General features: G+C 54.2%; 15 protein-coding genes. 9 read left to right on the plus strand and 6 right to left on the minus strand.

Annotation, left to right across the window (positions count from 1 at the left end; genetic code table 11):
- The first annotated feature begins 55 nt into the window (after nt 1-55).
- On the plus strand, nt 56-2,671 hold the full coding sequence (gene pepN, locus EHV07_RS07785; protein WP_147196665.1) for an aminopeptidase N: 2,616 nt from the start codon (nt 56-58) through the stop codon (nt 2,669-2,671).
- 60 nt (nt 2,672-2,731) lie between these two features.
- Here the strand turns inward: pepN and ssuB are convergent, their stop codons facing one another.
- The 5 genes from ssuB to ssuE are packed head-to-tail and all read right to left on the minus strand — an operon-like array spanning nt 2,732 to nt 6,994.
- Complete coding sequence (ssuB, locus tag EHV07_RS07790) at nt 2,732-3,520, minus strand: aliphatic sulfonates ABC transporter ATP-binding protein (RefSeq protein WP_147196667.1); 789 nt, start codon at nt 3,518-3,520, stop codon at nt 2,732-2,734.
- Nucleotides 3,517-4,308, minus strand: coding sequence for an aliphatic sulfonate ABC transporter permease SsuC (gene ssuC / locus EHV07_RS07795; RefSeq protein ID WP_147196669.1), 792 nt, complete (start codon nt 4,306-4,308; stop codon nt 3,517-3,519). The genes ssuB and ssuC overlap by 4 nt, the downstream gene beginning before the upstream one ends.
- A 7-nt stretch (nt 4,309-4,315) precedes the next feature.
- Nucleotides 4,316-5,461: an FMNH2-dependent alkanesulfonate monooxygenase gene (gene ssuD / locus EHV07_RS07800; protein WP_147196672.1), complete on the minus strand. Its 1,146-nt coding sequence runs from the start codon at nt 5,459-5,461 to the stop codon at nt 4,316-4,318.
- An 11-nt stretch (nt 5,462-5,472) separates the two neighbouring features.
- Nucleotides 5,473-6,432, minus strand: coding sequence for a sulfonate ABC transporter substrate-binding protein (locus tag EHV07_RS07805; RefSeq protein ID WP_147196674.1), 960 nt, complete (start codon nt 6,430-6,432; stop codon nt 5,473-5,475).
- A 10-nt stretch (nt 6,433-6,442) separates the two neighbouring features.
- Nucleotides 6,443-6,994 carry an NADPH-dependent FMN reductase gene (gene ssuE / locus EHV07_RS07810; RefSeq protein ID WP_147196676.1) on the minus strand — a complete coding sequence of 184 codons (552 nt, stop codon included), beginning with the start codon at nt 6,992-6,994 and terminating at the stop codon, nt 6,443-6,445.
- A 399-nt stretch (nt 6,995-7,393) separates the two neighbouring features.
- Here ssuE and pyrD point away from each other — a divergent pair, with 399 nt between their 5' ends.
- Together pyrD and EHV07_RS07820 are read left to right on the plus strand one after the other, a co-directional pair.
- Entirely contained in the window at nt 7,394-8,404 is a 1,011-nt protein-coding gene (gene pyrD, locus EHV07_RS07815; RefSeq protein ID WP_147196678.1) for a quinone-dependent dihydroorotate dehydrogenase, read from the plus strand.
- Nucleotides 8,405-8,549: 145 nt separating this feature from the next.
- Complete coding sequence (locus EHV07_RS07820; protein WP_147196680.1) at nt 8,550-9,092, plus strand: cell division protein ZapC; 543 nt, start codon at nt 8,550-8,552, stop codon at nt 9,090-9,092.
- A gap of 42 nt (nt 9,093-9,134) precedes the next feature.
- On the opposite strand, the gene EHV07_RS07825 is transcribed toward EHV07_RS07820, so the two are convergent.
- Complete coding sequence (locus tag EHV07_RS07825; protein WP_147196682.1) at nt 9,135-10,250, minus strand: YcbX family protein; 1,116 nt, start codon at nt 10,248-10,250, stop codon at nt 9,135-9,137.
- A 135-nt stretch (nt 10,251-10,385) separates the two neighbouring features.
- Between EHV07_RS07825 and rlmKL the strand changes: the two genes are divergently transcribed.
- The 6 genes from rlmKL to rmf all read left to right on the plus strand — a co-directional run bounded on the left by rlmKL (nt 10,386) and on the right by rmf (nt 18,349).
- On the plus strand, nt 10,386-12,503 hold the full coding sequence (gene rlmKL / locus EHV07_RS07830; protein WP_147196684.1) for a bifunctional 23S rRNA (guanine(2069)-N(7))-methyltransferase RlmK/23S rRNA (guanine(2445)-N(2))-methyltransferase RlmL: 2,118 nt from the start codon (nt 10,386-10,388) through the stop codon (nt 12,501-12,503).
- 6 nt (nt 12,504-12,509) lie between these two features.
- Nucleotides 12,510-14,420: an ABC transporter ATP-binding protein gene (locus EHV07_RS07835; protein ID WP_147196686.1), complete on the plus strand. Its 1,911-nt coding sequence runs from the start codon at nt 12,510-12,512 to the stop codon at nt 14,418-14,420.
- 16 nt (nt 14,421-14,436) lie between these two features.
- The gene (gene pqiA / locus EHV07_RS07840; protein ID WP_147196688.1) at nt 14,437-15,711 is read left to right on the plus strand and encodes a membrane integrity-associated transporter subunit PqiA; all 1,275 of its coding nucleotides are present in this window, start codon (nt 14,437-14,439) and stop codon (nt 15,709-15,711) included.
- On the plus strand, nt 15,698-17,338 hold the full coding sequence (pqiB, locus tag EHV07_RS07845; RefSeq protein ID WP_147196690.1) for an intermembrane transport protein PqiB: 1,641 nt from the start codon (nt 15,698-15,700) through the stop codon (nt 17,336-17,338). Before pqiA ends, pqiB begins: the two co-directional genes overlap by 14 nt.
- Nucleotides 17,338-17,904 carry a membrane integrity-associated transporter subunit PqiC gene (gene pqiC, locus EHV07_RS07850; protein WP_147196693.1) on the plus strand — a complete coding sequence of 189 codons (567 nt, stop codon included), beginning with the start codon at nt 17,338-17,340 and terminating at the stop codon, nt 17,902-17,904. The genes pqiB and pqiC overlap by 1 nt, the downstream gene beginning before the upstream one ends.
- A 277-nt stretch (nt 17,905-18,181) precedes the next feature.
- The gene (gene rmf / locus EHV07_RS07855) at nt 18,182-18,349 is read left to right on the plus strand and encodes a ribosome modulation factor (RefSeq protein WP_125288886.1); all 168 of its coding nucleotides are present in this window, start codon (nt 18,182-18,184) and stop codon (nt 18,347-18,349) included.
- Nucleotides 18,350-18,360 lie beyond the last annotated feature (11 nt).

Consider the following 18,360-nt stretch of genomic DNA (forward strand, 5'->3'; position numbering starts at 1 on the left):
CGACAACAGGAATAGACTTGAAACGGTTAACTAATTATCGACGTGAGAAGGACTTATGACGCAATTGCCGCAAGCCAAGCATCGCCATGATTATCGTGCGCCGGATTATACTATTACCGATATTGACCTCACCTTTGTCCTTGATGCCGCCACCACCCGAGTCACGGCTGAGAGCCGGGTAAAGCGCTTAGGAAACCCCGGCGCGCCGTTGCGTCTCGACAGCGGCGACCTGACGCTGGTTTCTCTGGAAGTGGATGGCCAGGCGTGGTCGCATTATCAGCTGGAAGACGGGGCGCTTACCCTGACCAATTTACCGGAAACTTTCTCGTTGAAGATCGTCAACGATATTCATCCGGACAAGAACACCGCGCTGGAAGGGCTGTATAAGTCTGGCGAAGCGCTGTGCACGCAGTGTGAAGCTGAAGGCTTCCGCCATATTACCTGGTATCTCGATCGGCCCGACGTGCTCGCCCGTTTTACGACGACGCTAATCGCAGAAAAGCATCTCTACCCCTATCTGTTGTCGAACGGCAACCGGATCGATGGCGGCGAGGTGGGAGATGGCCGTCACTGGACCAAATGGGAAGATCCCTTCCCGAAACCTTGCTATCTGTTCGCGCTGGTCGCAGGCGATTTTGATGTATTACGCGACAGTTTCAAAACGCGTTCAGGCCGCGATGTGGCGCTGGAGATATTTGTCGATCGCGGCAATCTCGATCGCGCTGACTGGGCCATGACCTCGTTGAAAAACAGCATGAAGTGGGATGAAGAACGCTTCGGGCTGGAATACGACCTGGACATTTTCATGATCGTCGCCGTTGATTTCTTCAACATGGGCGCAATGGAAAACAAAGGCCTGAACGTCTTTAACGCCAAATACGTGCTGGCTAAAGCGGAAACCGCGACGGACAAAGACTATCTCGGCATTGAAGCTGTAATTGGTCATGAATATTTCCATAACTGGACCGGTAACCGCGTCACCTGCCGCGACTGGTTCCAGTTAAGCCTGAAAGAAGGTTTGACCGTTTTCCGCGATCAGGAGTTCAGCTCTGATTTGGGTTCCCGCGCGGTTAACCGTATTGATAACGTACGCATTATGCGTGGCGCGCAGTTTGCGGAAGATGCCAGCCCGATGGCGCATCCAATCCGTCCTGAACAAGTTATCGAAATGAATAACTTCTACACCCTGACCGTGTATGAAAAGGGTTCGGAAGTGATCCGCATGATGCACACGCTGTTAGGCGAAGAAAACTTCCAGAAAGGCATTCAGCTCTACTTCGAGCGTCACGACGGCAGTGCGGCAACCTGTGATGATTTCGTTCAGGCGATGGAAGATGCCTCTAATGTCGATCTCTCACAGTTCCGCCGCTGGTACAGCCAGTCGGGCACGCCAGTGCTCTCAATCCGGGATGATTACAATCCTGAGCTGGAACAATATACGCTGCACGTCACGCAAATGACGCCACCGACTGCCGATCAAAAGCAGAAGCTGCCGCTGCATATTCCGCTTGATATCGAGCTTTACGACGGCGAAGGCAACGTGATTCCTTTGCAGCACAACGGTCATCCTGTGCATCACGTGCTGAACGTGACGGAAGAGTTCCAGAGCTTCGTTTTCGATAACGTTTACTTCCAGCCGGTGCCTTCTTTGCTGCGTGAATTTTCTGCGCCAGTGAAGCTGGATTACAACTGGAGTGATGCTCAGCTGACCTTCCTGATGCGTTATGCCCGCAATGATTTTTCTCGCTGGGACGCCGCTCAGAGTCTGCTTGCTACCTACATCAAACTCAACGTGGCGCGTTACCAGCAGGGGCAGCCGCTCTCTCTGCCGCTGCACGTGGCGGATGCTTTCCGCGCGGTGCTGCTGGAAGAGAACAGCGATCCCGCGTTGATGGCGCTGATCCTGACATTGCCGACGGAGAATGAAATAGCCGAGCTGTTTGATGTTATCGATCCGGAAGCGATTGCAGAAGTCAGGGAGTCGCTGCTGCGCACGCTGGCGACAGAACTGGCTGATGAGTGGCTGGCGGTTTATCACGCGCATCACAGCACGGAATATCGCATCGATCATGCGGATATCGGCAAGCGTGCATTGAAAAACGTTTGCCTGACCTATCTGGCATTTGGCGACGCTAAGCTGGCGGAAAAACTGATTGTTTCCCAGTTTAACAAGGCCAACAACATGACCGATTCGCTGGCGGCGATGGTGGCTTCTGTCGCGGCACAGTTGCCTTGCCGTGATGAACTGTTAACTGAGTTCGACGAGCGCTGGCATCGGGACGGACTGGTGATGGATAAGTGGTTTAGCCTCCAGGCGACAAGCCCGGCGGACGACGTGCTTAGCCGTGTACGGGCGCTGTTAAGCCATCGCTCGTTTACTCTGAGTAATCCAAACCGCATCCGCTCGCTGGTTGGCGCATTCGCGTCTGGCAATCCTGCGGCTTTCCACGCGAAAGACGGCAGCGGCTATCAGTTCCTGGTGGAAATCCTGACGGATTTGAATACGCGTAATCCTCAGGTAGCCGCGCGAATGATTGAGCCGCTGATCCGCCTGAAACGCTATGATGCCGACCGTCAGGCATTGATGCGCAGCGCGCTGGAGCAGTTAAAAGGGCTGGAGAACCTCTCCGGCGATCTGTATGAGAAGATCGCTAAAGCCCTAAATAACTAACCTTTAGCCATAAAAATGGCCCGGCGCTGATAAGGCGTCGGGCCATTTTATAAGAAAAAACTATCGTTGAGCGTAACGCTTTTCCACTTCTACCGGCGAGCGCTTCATCACGCGATCCAGCACTTCCGCTTCCAGCTCGGCCAGACGCACTGAACCTTTACGGCGCGGACGCGGCAAATCAATCGTCAAATCCAGTCCAATCTGACCTTCTTCAATTAACAGGACGCGATCGGCCATGGCGACGGCTTCGCTCACATCGTGCGTCACCAGCAGCACGGTGAAATGATGGCGTTGCCAGAGAGATTCAATCAAATCCTGCATCTCAATGCGGGTTAGCGCATCCAGCGCGCCTAAGGGTTCATCAAGCAACAGCAGGCCCGGACGGTGGATCAGCGCACGCGCCAGCGCGACACGCTGTTTCTGACCACCGGAAAGCGCCGCAGGCCACTCTTTCGCCCGGTCAGCCAGGCCGACCGCTTCAAGCGCTTCCAGCGCCGCGGTTTTCCAGGCTTTGCCTTTTAAGCCCAGACCGACGTTATCGATAATACTTTTCCAGGGCAGCAAACGTGCATCCTGAAACATCAGGCGGGTATCGTCTCTTGCTTCACTCAGCGATGCGCTTCCGGCCAGTAGCTCACCGGTTGAGGTCTTTTCCAGCCCGGCCAGCAGGCGGAGAAGCGTACTTTTGCCGCAGCCGCTGCGTCCCACCACCGCCACAAACTGGCCGGAAGGAATATGCAGATCGATGTTATTCAGTACTGTCCTGCCGTTATACTGCTTGCTGACGCCGTTAATCACCAGAGGCGTGCCGGCATTGAGACGCGCCGGAGCGGTTTTTACTTCACTCATGCATTTTCCTCTTTCAGTTGATAAGCCGGGTGCCAGCGCAGCCAGACGCGTTCGAGTAACAGCGCGCTGACGTCAGCCAGTTTACCGAGCAGGGCATAAAGGATAATGGCGACTACCACCACATCCGTTTGTAAGAATTCGCGAGCGTTCATTGCCAGATAGCCAATACCTGAATTCGCGGAAATGGTTTCTGCAACAATCAGCGTCAGCCACATCAAACCCAGTGCAAAACGCACGCCGACCATAATGGAAGGCAGCGCTCCCGGCAGCACTACCTGAATAAACAGGCTCCAGCCGGAAAGACCATAGCTGCGCGCCATTTCTACCAGTCCGCGATCGATATTGCGGATGCCGTGATAAGTATTGAGATAAATCGGGAACAGCGTCCCCAGCGCCACCAGGAAAATCTTGGCGGATTCGTCAATGCCGAACCAGAGGATCACCAGCGGGATAAGCGCCAGGTGCGGTACGTTACGCAGCATCTGCACTGAGGTATCCAGCAGGCGTTCGCCAAGGCGTGACATACCGGTAATCAGTCCCAGAATCAGCCCAATTGACCCGCCAATACTGAAACCAATAGCGGCACGCCAGCTGCTGATAGCCAGGTGCTGCCACAACTCACCGCTGGCGGAAAGGTTCCAGAAAGTGACCACAATGGCTTCCGGCGACGGCAGGATACGGGTTGAAAGCCAACCCGTTTGTGAGGCAATTTGCCAGACCACGATCAGCAGGACAGGTAACGCCCAGGGGATAAGCTGATTTCCGATGCGGTTAAGTTGTTTTTTCATAGTGACCTCAGCTCTGCGAAACTTTTTGTGGCGCGAAGTCATGCGCTACCGCTTCGCCATGCGCGGTAATGGCATGCGGCCTGGGCACTTCCGGCACGTTCAGATCGAGATGCGGGAACAGCAGTTCTCCCACGCGGTAAGCCTCTTCCAGATGCGGATAGCCCGACAGAATAAAGGTTTCAATGCCCAGATCGGCATATTCCTGCATTCTTGCTGCTACCGTTTCGCCATCGCCAACCAGTGCCGTACCCGCACCACCGCGCACCAGGCCAACGCCTGCCCACAGATTCGGGCTGATTTCCAGCTTGTCGCGGCGACCGCCGTGCAGCGCGGCCATACGGTGCTGGCCAACGGAATCGGTCTTCGCCAGCGCGGCCTGAGCTTTAGCAATGGTGGCATCATCCAGATGTGAGATCAGACGATCGGCCGCTTTCCACGCTTCTTCATTGGTTTCACGCACGATAACGTGCAAACGAATGCCGAATTTTACCTTGCGGCCCTGTGCGGCGGCTTTGGAGCGCACCTGTTCAATTTTCTCTTTAACCTGCGCCGGAGGCTCGCCCCAGGTCAGATAAACGTCGACCTGTTCAGCGGCCAGATCCTGCGCGGGTTCAGAAGAACCGCCAAACCACAGCGGTGGGCGCGGCTGTTGTACCGGTTTGAACATCAGACGTGCGCCACGGACGTGCACATGTTTGCCTTCGTAATCAACCGTTTCGCCTTCGAGCACACGTCGCCATACGCGGGTAAATTCGGCAGATTCGTCATACCGTTCTTTGTGATCGAGGAAAACGCCATCACCGGCCAGTTCTTCTGCATCACCGCCCGTTACCAGGTTGAACAGTGCGCGGCCGTTAGAGAGGCGATCCAGCGTTGCCGCCTGGCGCGCGGCCTGAGTAGGGGAGATAACGCCAGGGCGCAGCGCGACCAAAAAACGCAGGCGCTGCGTAACCGGGATCAGCGACGCTGCAACCAGCCAGGCATCTTCGCAGGAGCGACCGGTTGGAATTAACACGCCGCCAAAGCCTAAACGATCGGCCGCCTGAGCAATTTGTTGCAGATAACCATGATCGACCGGACGTGCGCCTTCGGCAGTCCCTAAATAATGACCATCACCGTGGGTTGGCAGAAACCAGAAAACAGAAAGGCTCATCGTGTCACTCCTTATTCAGTCACGGAAGTGGCGTGCCAGATACGGCTGGCTACGTCGACTTTTACCGGCATTAAATGATTGGTATAAAACAGATCGGCAGTATGCTGTTGGGCTTTGGCCGTTTTCTCACTTACCGGGCCAATAATCGTTGGCGGACGGTGGTCAAGATAACTGGCAATAACCGGTTCAGGCAGGCCAATGGTTTTAGAGAGGAGGGCGATACTTTGCGTGCGATCGCTGCGCGTTAGCTCGTCGGCCTGGCTAAAGGTATCCAATACCGCATTGACAAAGGGACCGTTGGCTTCGGTAAACGAGCGGGTCGCCAGGTAAAAAGAACCTGTCAGGTTCAAACCGCTGCCGTCTGCCAGCACCCGGACGCCCCCTTGAAGCAACGCGGCGGAGTAGTAAGGATCCCAAATCGCCCACGCATCCACATCGCCCTGCTGGAAGGCTGCACGCGCGTCAGCAGGTGTCAGATAGGTTGGTTTGATATCGCTGAACGTCAGGCCCGCTTTCGTCAATGCACGCAGCAGTAAATTGTGTGAACTGGAGCCTTTCTGGAAGGCGACCTTATGGCCTTTCAGGTCAGCTACGGTTTTAATCGGGCTGTTTTCCGGTACCAAAATCACTTCGGACTGCGGCTTCGGTGGCTCAGAGCCGACATACAGCAGATCCGCACCTGCCGCCTGAGCAAAGATTGGCGGGATATCGCCGGTACTGCCTAAATCAATGCTGTTAACGTTTAAGGCTTCCAGCATTTGTGGGCCAGCAGGGAACTCAACCCATTTGATCTGCGTACCGGGGAAACGCTTTTCCAGCAGCTGGTGGGAACGGGCCAGCGCCATACTGACTGAACCTTTCTGATAACCAATACGGAAAGTTTTGGGTGCGGCGGGTTCGGCAGCAAAAGTGCTGCCCATTAACAAACCAGTGACTGCCAGTGCCGATACGAAACGCGTAAACAAACTCATGCTTTCTTCCTTATACGGCAGTAGCCAGTGGCTGGTGTCGACGCGCAAGCGCATGCCAGAACGTCTCCACCGACTCAGCAATACGGTCCGCCAGGAGTGGGGAAAGCTCCGGCTGCCGGTCGTAGTTTGCGATCTGACTGTCGTCAGCGAAGACACCGTGCAGCACTTCCTGAGCTTTCAGGGCGTTCAGAACCGGCTTGAGGGCATAGTCAACGGCCAGCATATGAGCAAGCGTCCCGCCAGTCGCCAGCGGCAGCACCACTTTATGTTCCAGTGCGCGCTCGGGCAGTAAATCCAGCAGCGTTTTCAATGCGCCGGAAAACGAGGCTTTATAGACCGGGGTTGCCACGATCAGGCCATCCGCGTTCTCCAAATCCTCCCGCAGTGCCAGCAGGGCAGGGGAATCAAAACGCGCATAAAGCAGATCTTCAGGATGAAAATTATGCAGGTTCCAGGGTATGACTTCGACGCCGCGCTGTTCAAGGGCCTGCTGGCAGAGCGTCAGCAGAGCTGTAGACCGGGAAGGATAGCGAGGACTTCCTGCCAAAGTAATAACGCGCATCACCACTCCTTATAACTAAAAGTTATTGATTAAGCTTATTTTCAAACCGATGGAACTATCCTGACAGAGTGTGCAGAGAGGCTTAAATGATTTATCCGGCATATTTAAGTCGATTTTTAGATAAGAAAGGCGGGCCTGAGGAGAAACAGTGAAAAAAGAGCAGGATGCAGCAGCGAAACCGGACGCAAACGTTTTACTTTCCGGTCAAACGACCTTACCATTTTCCCCCGCGCCTGCAGCGTCACTGCGTCGTCTTCAACCCGTATCTTCTTCCGCAACATGTCCATAATAAAGGCGGGAAAGGTCAGGGTACCGCACGCATTTTCAGGGTAGGTATCGTTGCGATACCACCGTTAGCTTTTTCCCGGGTCCGGTATCGCCGGCCATTCAGGAGCGAACATGTACAATCTGGTCCGTAAGGCGCTGTTTCAGCTGGATGCTGAACGTGCGCATGAACTGACTTTACAGCAGCTGCACCGCATAACCGGTACGCCACTGCTTCATCTGGCTCGTCAAACGCTGCCTTTCAAACCGGTAAACTGTATGGGGCTGGTATTTAAAAATCCCCTTGGCCTGGCCGCAGGACTGGATAAAAACGGTGAATGTATTGATGCCTTTGGCGCAATGGGCTTTGGATCGATTGAAATTGGTACGGTAACGCCGCGCCCGCAGCCGGGTAATGACAAGCCAAGAATGTTTCGTATTCTGGAGGCGGAAGGGATCATTAACCGCATGGGTTTCAATAACCTCGGCGTAGACCATTTGGTCGAAAACGTAAAAAAAGCGCATTTCGATGGTGTCCTGGGCATTAATATCGGGAAAAATAAAGATACGCCGGTCGAACTGGGCAAAGAAGATTATTTAATCTGTATGGAAAAGGTTTATCCCTGGGCGGGATATATTGCGATTAATATCTCTTCACCAAATACGCCTGGATTACGTACGCTGCAATATGGCGAAGCATTGGACGATTTGCTGTTAGCGATAAAACAAAAACAGCAAGAGCTTGAAAAACTACATCATAAATATGTCCCCGTTGCGGTAAAAATTGCGCCGGACCTCACAGAAGAAGAACTTATCCAGATCGCGGATAGTTTAGTGCGGCACAACATTGATGGTGTTATTGCGACCAATACAACGCTGGACCGTTCTCTGGTTAACGGCTTAAAACACAGCGATGAAATGGGCGGGCTGAGTGGTCGCCCGCTGCAATTGCGCAGTACGGAAATTGTTCGCCGACTTTCACATGAACTTCAGGGACGGCTACCGATAATTGGCGTAGGTGGAATAGATTCCCTGGTCTCTGCCAGAGAAAAAATGGCCGCTGGCGCGTCGCTGGTGCAAATATATTCCGGCTTTATTTATAAAGGGCCGCCTTTGATAAAAGAAATTGTCACGAATTTGATCTGAAACCGACTTAACTTAGCCAGGGGCTTTATTTTCGCCTCTGGCTCGTTTATATTTTGTCCTGTTTACCCATTATTCAGACTATTGTGATGGCGTTGGCCGTCATCAACATATAGCGTGCTTACCTTTATTCATTACAGGACGCCCTATGAGGATTAAACCTGACAACAGCTGGCGCTGGTTTTTCGATGCTGAAAACGACCGCATGATGCTGGATATGGCCGACGGGACGCTATTCTGCTCACGCTTCCCGCGTAAGATGCTCACGCCAGATGCCTTCACGCCTTCGGGATTCTGTGTTGATGATGCCGCGCTGTTTAACAGCTTTGAAGAGAACAGTCGTAATGGCGATTTGAACGATGAGCAGCGTACCGAGCTGATATTAAACGCGCTGGTGGCACAACGCTTTCTTAAGCCGCTGATGCCCAAAAGCTGGCATTTCGAAACGCATCTGCAAAATAAAACCCCTGTTGAGGGTGAGATGGTAGCGGTACGCCTGTGTGAAAACGGCGAAGAAGCGACGCTGCTGGTGGTTGAAGCCGGAGAAAGCGCGGCGCTCTGTCTGCTGGCGCAGCCGCAACTGGCGCTGGCAGGTCGCACCATGATGCTTGGCGATGCCATCAAGGTGATGAACGATCGCCTGCTTCCGGCTATTTCGCAGTACCATTTCTCTTTTGCTCGCGCGGTGTAACCGAATCGTTATCCGCGCCCGGTAACAGCGTTTGGGCTGGCGTCATCGCTGGCTAATGACGATATTGCCTGTGGGAATGCAGCTACAGGTCAGGATGGATTGATCCTCACGAACCGCCCCTTTTTTCATAGCGCGAACCTGGCCCGCTTCCAGCCTGACGCGGCAACTGCCACAAATTCCGGCGCGGCATGAGTAGGGAATGCGATAACCCTGCATTTCCAACTGCTCCAGCAACACCTGTTGATTGTTGCCGCGGAATGTTTCTCCCTGCCAACAGATCGTCACGCTCTCGGCCGCCTCATTAACCACTTCTAATGCTTCAGCAATCACGCCCGCGCCATAGGCACGTGGTGCGCTTGTTTCCAACACCTCAAGCTCATCGCCCACCCGTAGAATCCCGCTGTTGCGGGCGATAAGATTCAAACCAAAATCGACATCTCCGCTGCCATCCGCTGCGGTACGAAATTTTTGCAGCGTGCTCAGAGGTTCGCCAGTGGGATGTTTTCGGCCGCGCTCGGGACTGACGGTCGTAAAAATACAGCGGCTGCACGGTTTGGGGACATCAAATTCAACGCTGCCGATCTTGACCCGTGACCAGCTGTCTTCCGCCCAGGGCGTTGCGCCGGTTACCACCAGGTTGGGCCTGAACTGTTCCAGTTTGACCCCTGCCGGACAGCGCTGGCGTAAATCCTGAAGGGACGCTTCATTAACCAGCAGAAAAGGGAAGCCATCGGCGAATCCCAGCGGCACCTGCTGAAACCGTTTTACCCGGCGGGTCATTTCCGGGCCAACCCAGCGTAGCTGCACGGCGCGAGGAAAAAAGCCGCTCAGCCATTCATTAATAGCGTCAGGGGCGATCGATGAAGTGAAACTATTGCCCCAGACTTCTGTTGGCGCAGCAACGTTGGCAAAATCGGCAAAGCGAATTGTCGCGCTGCTGCCGTCCGGCGCGGCCAGATACAAACCTTCAGGAGTCAGCGCGGGGGTGAAAAGCACCATTTCAGGATACTGGCGGGCAGTGATAAATGTCCCGTCCGGGTCAGTCAGCATAAACACGCGATCGAAAGCCAGACCGCTTGCCAGCACCTGAGCATGGGAAACCTGGGTGCCGCGCATGGATTTTACCGGGTGAATAAACAGACGAGACAGGCCGATCATAAGATCTCCGGGCAGAAAAAGGGATGCCAGCGCGAAAAACTGCCGGGGGAGCTGACGAAAAGAAGCTAACTTTATGACATGTGCCTGCGATTAGCTATAATGCGCAGCAATTTTCTGAAGACGATAAGTGACGGTATGAATTCTCTGTTTGCCAGTACGGCGCGTGGGCTCGAAGAGCTGTTAAAAAGTGAACTGGAAGCGATGGGGGCGCAAGCCTGCCAGGTTGTCCAGGGCGGCGTACATTATCAGGGTGACGATCGTCTGATGTACCAGAGCCTGATGTGGAGCCGTCTGGCTTCCCGCATCCTGCTGCCGCTGACCGAGTGTGGCGTCTATAGCGACCTGGATCTCTATCTGGGCGTGCAGGCGATCGACTGGCCGGCCATGTTCGGCAGCGATAAAACCTTTGCCGTGCATTTCAGCGGCCTGAATGAAGTGATTCGCAACAGCCAGTACGGTGCGCTGAAAGTCAAAGACGCCATCGTGGACAGCTTCACGCGTAAAAACCTGCCGCGCCCGGATGTGGATCGCGAGCAGCCCGATATTCGCGTTAACGTCTGGCTGAATAAAGACACCGCGAGCATTGCGCTTGATCTGAGCGGAGAAGGTCTGCATCAGCGCGGCTATCGCCAGCAGACTGGCCAGGCACCTTTAAAAGAGAACCTGGCCGCGGCAATCGTGCTGCGTTCCGGCTGGCAGGCGGGTACGCCGCTGGTGGATCCGATGTGCGGTTCGGGAACCTTGCTGATCGAAGCGGCGATGATTGCCAGCGATCGTGCGCCTGGCCTGCATCGCACCCACTGGGGCTTTACCGGCTGGAATAAATTTGATGACGCGCTGTGGCGTGAAGTGACCAGCGAAGCACAAGTTCGTGCTCGCCGGGGCGTGCAGGAAACGACTTCACGTTTCTTTGGCTACGACAACGACTCCCGCGTGATTGAACGTGCGCGTGCCAACGCCCGTCGCGCAGGCCTGGCGGACATTATCGGTTTCACCGTACAGGACGTGCTGAAACTGACTAATCCACTGCCTGAAGGGCCGGTGGGCACCGTGCTGAGCAACCCGCCTTACGGTGAGCGTCTGGAAAGCGAACCCGCGCTGATTGCTCTGCACAGCCAGCTCGGCCGTATTATGAAGAATCACTTCGGCGGCTGGAACCTGTCGCTGTTCAGCGCGTCACCAGAACTGTTGAGCTGCCTGCAACTGCGTGCAGAGCGCCAGTTCAAAGCCAAAAATGGTCCGCTGGACTGCGTGCAGAAAAACTACCAGCTGGCGGTCAGCGCTTCGCCAAACCCGGCTGGGCAGATCGCTGAAGACTACGCTAACCGCCTGCGTAAAAACTTGAAGAAGCTGGAGAAATGGGCGCGTCAGGAAGGCATCGAATGCTACCGTATTTATGACGCCGATCTGCCGGATTATAATGTCGCGGTCGATCGTTATGGCGAGTGGGTCGTGGTGCAGGAATACGCGCCGCCAAAAACCATCGACCCAACCAAAGCCCGTCAGCGCCTGTTCGACGTGATTTCCGCCACGCTCAGCGTGCTGGATCTGCCAGCAAACAAGCTGGTCATGAAAACCCGCGAGCGTCAGAAAGGCAAAAGCCAGTATCAGAAGCTGGGCGAGAAGGGCGACTTCTTTGAAGTTTCCGAATTTAACGCAAAGCTGTGGGTGAACCTGACTGACTATCTGGATACCGGTCTGTTCCTCGATCACCGTGTTGCCCGCAAAATGCTGGGCCAGATGAGCAAAGGAAAAGATTTCCTTAACCTGTTTGCTTATACCGGCAGCGCCAGCGTTCACGCAGGCCTCGGCGGCGCGCGCAGTACCACGACTGTAGATATGTCCCGCACCTATCTGGAATGGGCCGAGCGTAACCTGCGCCTGAACGGATTGACCGGACGTCAACACCGCCTGATGCAGGCCGACTGCCTGAGCTGGCTGCGTGACTCCGACGAGCAGTTCGATCTGATCTTTATCGATCCGCCAACGTTCTCAAACTCCAAACGTATGGAAGAGAGTTTTGACGTGCAGCGCGATCATTTATTGTTGATGAAAGATCTGAAAAGGCTGCTGCGTAAAGGCGGCACCGTGATGTTCTCCAACAACAAACGCGGCTTCAAAATGGACCACGACGGGCTGGCTGAGCTGAATCTTGCTGCGCAGGAAATCACCGCCAAAACCCAGTCGCAGGATTTTGCCCGCAACCGTCAAATTCATAACTGCTGGCTGATTACTCACGCCGGTAAGGAATAAGTTTTTATGTCACTGATCAGTATTCATGGTGCTTACCTCTCCTTCAGCGATGCACCGCTGCTGGATAACACCGAACTGCATATCGAAGAAAACGAGCGCGTCTGTCTGGTTGGCCGTAACGGCGCAGGCAAATCCACGCTGATGAAAATCATCAACCGCGAGCAGCCGCTGGATGACGGCCGCATCATTTATGAGCAGGACCTGGTCATTGCGCGTCTGCAACAGGATCCGCCGCGGAATGTGAAAGGCTCGGTTTATGATTTTGTTGCCGAAGGTGTTAACGAGCAGGCCGAGTACCTGAAGGCCTATCACGCCATCTCGCATCTGGTCATGAGCGACCCGAGCGACAAGAACCTGAACGAGATGGGAAGGCTGCAAAGCATTCTCGATCATCAGAACCTCTGGCAGCTGGAAACGCGTATCCAGGACGTGCTGAAACAGATTGGCCTGGACGGCGATGCGCCACTTTCCTCGCTTTCCGGCGGCTGGCTGCGTAAAGCGGCGCTGGGCCGTGCGCTGGTCAGCAATCCACGCGTTTTAATGCTGGATGAGCCAACTAACCACCTGGATATCGAAACTATCGACTGGCTGGAAACGTTCCTGAAAACGTTCCAGGGCAGCATTATCTTTATCTCGCACGACCGTTCGTTTATTCGCAATATGGCGACGCGCATTGTCGACCTGGATCGCGGCAAGCTGGTCTCCTGGCCGGGCGATTACGATCAGTTCCTGCTGGGCAAAGAAGAAGCGCTGCGCGTGGAAGAGATGCAGAATGCAGAGTTTGACCGCAAGCTGGCGCAGGAAGAAGTCTGGATCCGTCAGGGCATCAAGGCTCGGCGTACCCGTAACGAAGGACGTGTGCGCGCGCTGAAAGCGTTGCGTAACGAGCGTGCCGAGCGTCGTGAAGTGATGGGCAAAGCCAATATGCAGGTAGAAGAGGCGAGCCGCTCCGGTAAGATCGTCTTTGAGCTGGAAGACGTTAGCTACGGCGTTGCAGGCAAGCAGCTGGTAAAAGGTTTCTCCCGCCAGGTACAGCGTGGCGATAAAATTGCGCTAATTGGCCCGAACGGCTGCGGCAAGTCCACGCTGCTGAAACTGATGTTGGATCAGCTGAAACCGGACAGCGGTCGTGTACATATTGGTACCAAACTTGAAGTGGCTTATTTCGATCAGCACCGCACCGAACTGGATCCCGATCGGACGGTGATGGACAACCTCGCGGAAGGCAAACAGGAAGTGATGGTTAACGGCAAGCCGCGTCACGTTCTGGGTTATCTCCAGGATTTCCTGTTCCATCCTAAACGCGCGATGACGCCGGTGCGAGCGCTGTCTGGCGGAGAACGTAACCGCCTGCTGCTGGCGCGTCTGTTCCTGAAGCCCAGCAACCTGCTGATCCTCGATGAACCGACCAACGATCTGGACGTTGAAACGCTGGAGCTGCTGGAGGAGCTGATCGACGGCTATCAGGGCACGGTACTGCTGGTCAGCCACGATCGTCAGTTTGTTGATAACACCGTAACCGAATGTTGGATCTTTGAAGGTCAGGGTGAAATCGGTGCCTTTGTTGGCGGTTATCACGATGCCCAGCTGCAACGGACGGCTTACAAGCATACCCGTAGTGCGGCGCAAAATACGCCAGCATCGCAACGTCAGGAAACCGTAAAAAACGAACCGGCAAAACGTCCCGCCGCTAAAATGAGTTATAACCTGCAACGGGAACTGGAACAGCTGCCGCAGAAAATGGAGCAGCTGGAAGCACAGCTGGCTGCATTGCAGGCTAAAGTGGCGGATGCCAGCTTCTTTAATCAGCCTCATGACGTGACGCAACCGGTCCTGGATGCCTTAGCCAGCGCCGAGCAGGAGCTGGAAGTGGCGTTTGAGCGCTGGGAATATCTGGAATCGCTGAAAAACGGTTAAAACCATGAGGTAATGTATGTGTTCATCGCACCAGGCCGACAAGTGGATGCTCTGCCCGCAGTGTGACCTGATGACACAGTTACCGGAACTAAAGCCGGGCAGCAAAGCCAGCTGCCCGCGCTGCGAAACCACGCTGGTGGTTAACTGGGATGAGCCGCGCAAGCGGCCAACCGGCTATGCGCTTGCCGCGTTGTTTATGCTGGTTCTGGCTAATCTGTTTCCCTTCGTCAATATGCATGTGGCTGGGCTGAGCAGTGAAATAACCCTGATGCGGATCCCTCAGGTGATGGTTTCTGAGGACTACAATAGCCTGGCAACGCTGTTTATGCTGTTTGTGCAGGCCGTGCCTGCCGTCTGCATGGTAGCGATCTTGCTGTTGGTGAATCCCGTCAGAATCCCGTTACCGCTGAAACGCGTAATGGCACGTATTTTGTTTCAAATTAAAAGCTGGGGAATGGCAGAGATTTTTCTTGCTGGCGTTCTGGTGAGCTTCGTCAAGCTGATGGCCTATGGCGATGTCGGCATCGGCACCAGTTTCATTCCGTGGTGCCTGTTTTGTCTGTTACAGGTTCGGGCTTTTCAGTGTGTGGACAGGCGCTGGATGTGGCAGCGAATAGCCCCGGTTCCGGAGTTGCCGGCCAAACCGGTGCCGGCAATCAGTGGGCTTCGACAGGGTATGCGCTCCTGTAGTTGCTGCACCGCCATTCTTTCAGCCGATCGGTTTACCTGCCCACGCTGTGGTACAGGTGGCCACGTCCGTCGCAAAAACAGCCTGCAATGGACGCTGGCGCTGCTGATGACCTCCATATTGCTCTATATCCCCGCTAATGTGATGCCAATCATGATTACCGAATCGCTGGGGACGAAGATGACATCAACGATTATGGCTGGCGTAGTTTTACTGTGGAGCGAGGGATCATATCCCATTGCGCTGGTCATTTTTATTGCCAGTATCATGGTGCCTTCGTTGAAAATGCTGGCCATAGGCTGGTTATGTTGGGATGCCAATGGCAAAGGCACACCGCATCACGACAGCGAAAAAATGCACAAAATTTATGAAGTAGTGGAATTTGTTGGCCGCTGGTCAATGATTGACGTATTTGTGATTGCGGTACTTTCTGCACTGGTGCGGATGGGGCAATTGATGAGTATTTATCCCGCGACGGGGGCGTTGCTTTTCGCTCTGGTAGTCATCCTGACGATGTTTGCTGCCATGGTCTTTGACCCTCGTTTGACCTGGGATCGTGTACGTGAAAACAGTATTGAGGAGCCGAGCATTGCAGGAAAATAATCACGGCGTAGCGAAGGTTGATCAAATCAAACGCTGGTCACCCGTCTGGATCATCCCCATTGTCACCTTATTGATCGGTGCATGGATCCTTTATTATCACTTCAGCCATCAGGGGCCGCTGGTTACGCTGATCACCACCAATGCTGAAGGCATTGAGGGCGGAAAAACGGCGATTAAAAGCCGCAGCGTCGATGTTGGCGTGGTCGAAAGCGCGGTGCTGACCGATGACCTGCATCATGTTGAAATCACCGCTCGCCTGAATTCCGGGATGGAAAAGCTGCTCAAAGGCGACAGCGCATTCTGGGTGGTTAAACCGACTATCGGCCGCGAAGGCGTGACCGGACTGGGCACCTTGCTTTCTGGCGCCTATATTGAGCTGCAACCGGGCAATAAAGGTGACAAGCCGGAGCAATATAAGCTGCTGGATGCGCCTCCTCTTGCCCCGCCGGATGCTAAAGGCATCAGGATTACCCTCGACAGCGCGAAAGCCGGCCAGCTGAATCCCGGCGATCCGGTACTGTTCCGTGGCTACCGGGTGGGTTCAGTGGAGACCAGTCATTTCGATGCGGATAAACGCATGATGACGTATCAGCTGTTTGTTGCTGCGCCTTACGATCGTCTGGTGACCACCAACGTTCGCTTCTGGAAAGACAGCGGTATCGCAGTGGATATGTCGGCCTCAGGAATGCGTGTGGAAATGGGTTCACTGACCACGCTGTTTAGTGGCGGCGTCAGTTTTGACGTGCCGGACGGCTGGGAACTCGGGAAAATCGCCGACAACAAATCTGAATATAAACTGTTTGACGATCAGCGCAGCATCCAGGATTCCCTCTACACCGTGCACAGAGACTTCCTGATGTTCTTCAGCGATTCAATTCGTGGCCTGCAACCCGGCGCACCGGTTGAGTTCCGTGGCATCCGTCTGGGAACCGTTGCAGAGGTGCCGTTTAAATCGACCAAAGTCAGACAGCAGCTGGGTAACGATTATCGTATTCCTGTGCTGATCCGCATTGAGCCCGATCGTTTCCAGAGCATGCTGGGCAAAGACTTTGATATCGAACAGCATCTGAAAGACGGTATTAAGGCCGGTTTAAGAGCGTCATTGAAGTCAGCTAACCTGCTCACCGGTTCGCTTTATATCGATCTGGACTTCAATGAAAATGCGAAGCCCGTTACCGGCCCAACATCGTTTGCTGGCTATGAGCTCATCCCAACGACAAGCGGGGGTCTGGCGCAGATTCAGCAGAAGCTAATGGATACGCTGGATAAAATTAATAATCTGCCGCTGAATCCAATGATTAATCAGGCAACCGGCACGCTGAAAGAGAGCCAGCGTACTATTCGGGAGCTGCAAAAAACGTTGGATAACATTAATCAGATTACCGGTAGCCAGTCGATGAAAGAGCTGCCGCAGGATATGCAGAAAACGCTACGCGAGCTGAATAACAGCATGAAGGGCTTCCAGCCTGGCGCGCCTGCTTACAGTAAACTGGTTGGCGATATGCAACGTCTGGATCAGGTATTACGGGAGCTTCAGCCGGTCCTGAAAACGCTGAATGCCAAAAGTAATGCGCTGGTGTTTGAAGCGAAACCCGGACAGGACCCACAGCCGAAGAGGGCGAAATAATGATGAAATGGATCCCCGTTGCCCTGGCGCTGGCGCTGAGCGCCTGTAGTAGCACGCCTGAGACGACCTATTATCAACTACCTTCAGCTGCGAAAAGCACGGTAGCAAGCAGCAGTGCCAACGCGCTGCGTCCTTCGGTGTTTGTGCAGCATGTTTCCGTGCCTGACTATCTGGCCGGTAACGGCCTGGTGTATCAGGCCAGTGAAGTGAAATATGTGATTGCCAGTAATAATCTCTGGGCCAGCCCGCTGGATCAACAGCTACAGCAGACCTTAGTGGCTAATCTCAGCGAGGCGTTGCCGGGCTGGTTGGTCTCTGCTTCGCCGCTGGGGCAGCAGCAAGATACGCTCACCGTAAACGTTACGGGCTTTCACGGACGCTATGATGGTCATGCCGTTCTGAGTGGTGACTGGGTACTGGAACATCAGGGACAAATCCTGAAGCGTTCTTTTGCGCTGGATATCCCACAGAAAGAGGACGGCTATGATGCGCTGGTCAAAACGCTGGCTCAGGGGTGGCAGCAGGAAGCCCGGGAGATGGCCAACGCCGTCCGCAGTAATAATTAAGGAAAATTAATCTATCCGCTAAGCCCTTGATTATCGCAATTCAGATTTATGCGTAATCGGGGCTTTTTTTATGCTTTTACAGCAGCTTATCAAAATTCCTCGGGTGAATTCAGAGAATGCATCGTGAAGGTGCTTATGCATTTTTATGACATTGGCGTGAATTTTGCGCATTGAAATTAATGTCAAATGGCGTTAGAACTAAATTGTGATTGCGTATGCACTCACTGATTTCTTTCCACCAGATTCCACCTGACCTGAAGAGGGGATTACAGGCATGATGAAGAGACAGAAACGAGATCGGCTCGAACGGGCACATTCACGAGGTTATCAGGCCGGTATTACCGGGCGTCCCAAAGAGATGTGTCCCTATCAAATGATAGACGCGAGGTCTCACTGGTTGGGAGGTTGGCGACAAGCTATGGAGGACAGGACGGTTACTGCGTAACCCGATTGTTC

It is taken from the genome of Pantoea sp. CCBC3-3-1, assembly GCF_007981265.1.
In the GTDB taxonomy this organism is placed as follows: domain Bacteria; phylum Pseudomonadota; class Gammaproteobacteria; order Enterobacterales; family Enterobacteriaceae; genus Erwinia.

What these genes read in the sequence shown, in the direction of transcription:
- ssuC (WP_147196669.1), bottom strand. Translation starts at nt 4,308, where the DNA reads ATGAAAAAACAACTTAACCGCATCGGAAATCAGCTTATCCCCTGGGCG.
- EHV07_RS07820 (WP_147196680.1), top strand. Translation starts at nt 8,550, where the DNA reads ATGAGGATTAAACCTGACAACAGCTGGCGCTGGTTTTTCGATGCTGAA.
- pqiA (WP_147196688.1), top strand. Translation starts at nt 14,437, where the DNA reads ATGTGTTCATCGCACCAGGCCGACAAGTGGATGCTCTGCCCGCAGTGT.
- ssuD (WP_147196672.1), bottom strand. Translation starts at nt 5,461, where the DNA reads ATGAGCCTTTCTGTTTTCTGGTTTCTGCCAACCCACGGTGATGGTCAT.
- EHV07_RS07835 (WP_147196686.1), top strand. Translation starts at nt 12,510, where the DNA reads ATGTCACTGATCAGTATTCATGGTGCTTACCTCTCCTTCAGCGATGCA.
- EHV07_RS07805 (WP_147196674.1), bottom strand. Translation starts at nt 6,432, where the DNA reads ATGAGTTTGTTTACGCGTTTCGTATCGGCACTGGCAGTCACTGGTTTG.
- pqiC (WP_147196693.1), top strand. Translation starts at nt 17,338, where the DNA reads ATGATGAAATGGATCCCCGTTGCCCTGGCGCTGGCGCTGAGCGCCTGT.
- rlmKL (WP_147196684.1), top strand. Translation starts at nt 10,386, where the DNA reads ATGAATTCTCTGTTTGCCAGTACGGCGCGTGGGCTCGAAGAGCTGTTA.
- rmf (WP_125288886.1), top strand. Translation starts at nt 18,182, where the DNA reads ATGAAGAGACAGAAACGAGATCGGCTCGAACGGGCACATTCACGAGGT.
- pyrD (WP_147196678.1), top strand. Translation starts at nt 7,394, where the DNA reads ATGTACAATCTGGTCCGTAAGGCGCTGTTTCAGCTGGATGCTGAACGT.
- EHV07_RS07825 (WP_147196682.1), bottom strand. Translation starts at nt 10,250, where the DNA reads ATGATCGGCCTGTCTCGTCTGTTTATTCACCCGGTAAAATCCATGCGC.
- ssuE (WP_147196676.1), bottom strand. Translation starts at nt 6,994, where the DNA reads ATGCGCGTTATTACTTTGGCAGGAAGTCCTCGCTATCCTTCCCGGTCT.
- ssuB (WP_147196667.1), bottom strand. Translation starts at nt 3,520, where the DNA reads ATGAGTGAAGTAAAAACCGCTCCGGCGCGTCTCAATGCCGGCACGCCT.
- pepN (WP_147196665.1), top strand. Translation starts at nt 56, where the DNA reads ATGACGCAATTGCCGCAAGCCAAGCATCGCCATGATTATCGTGCGCCG.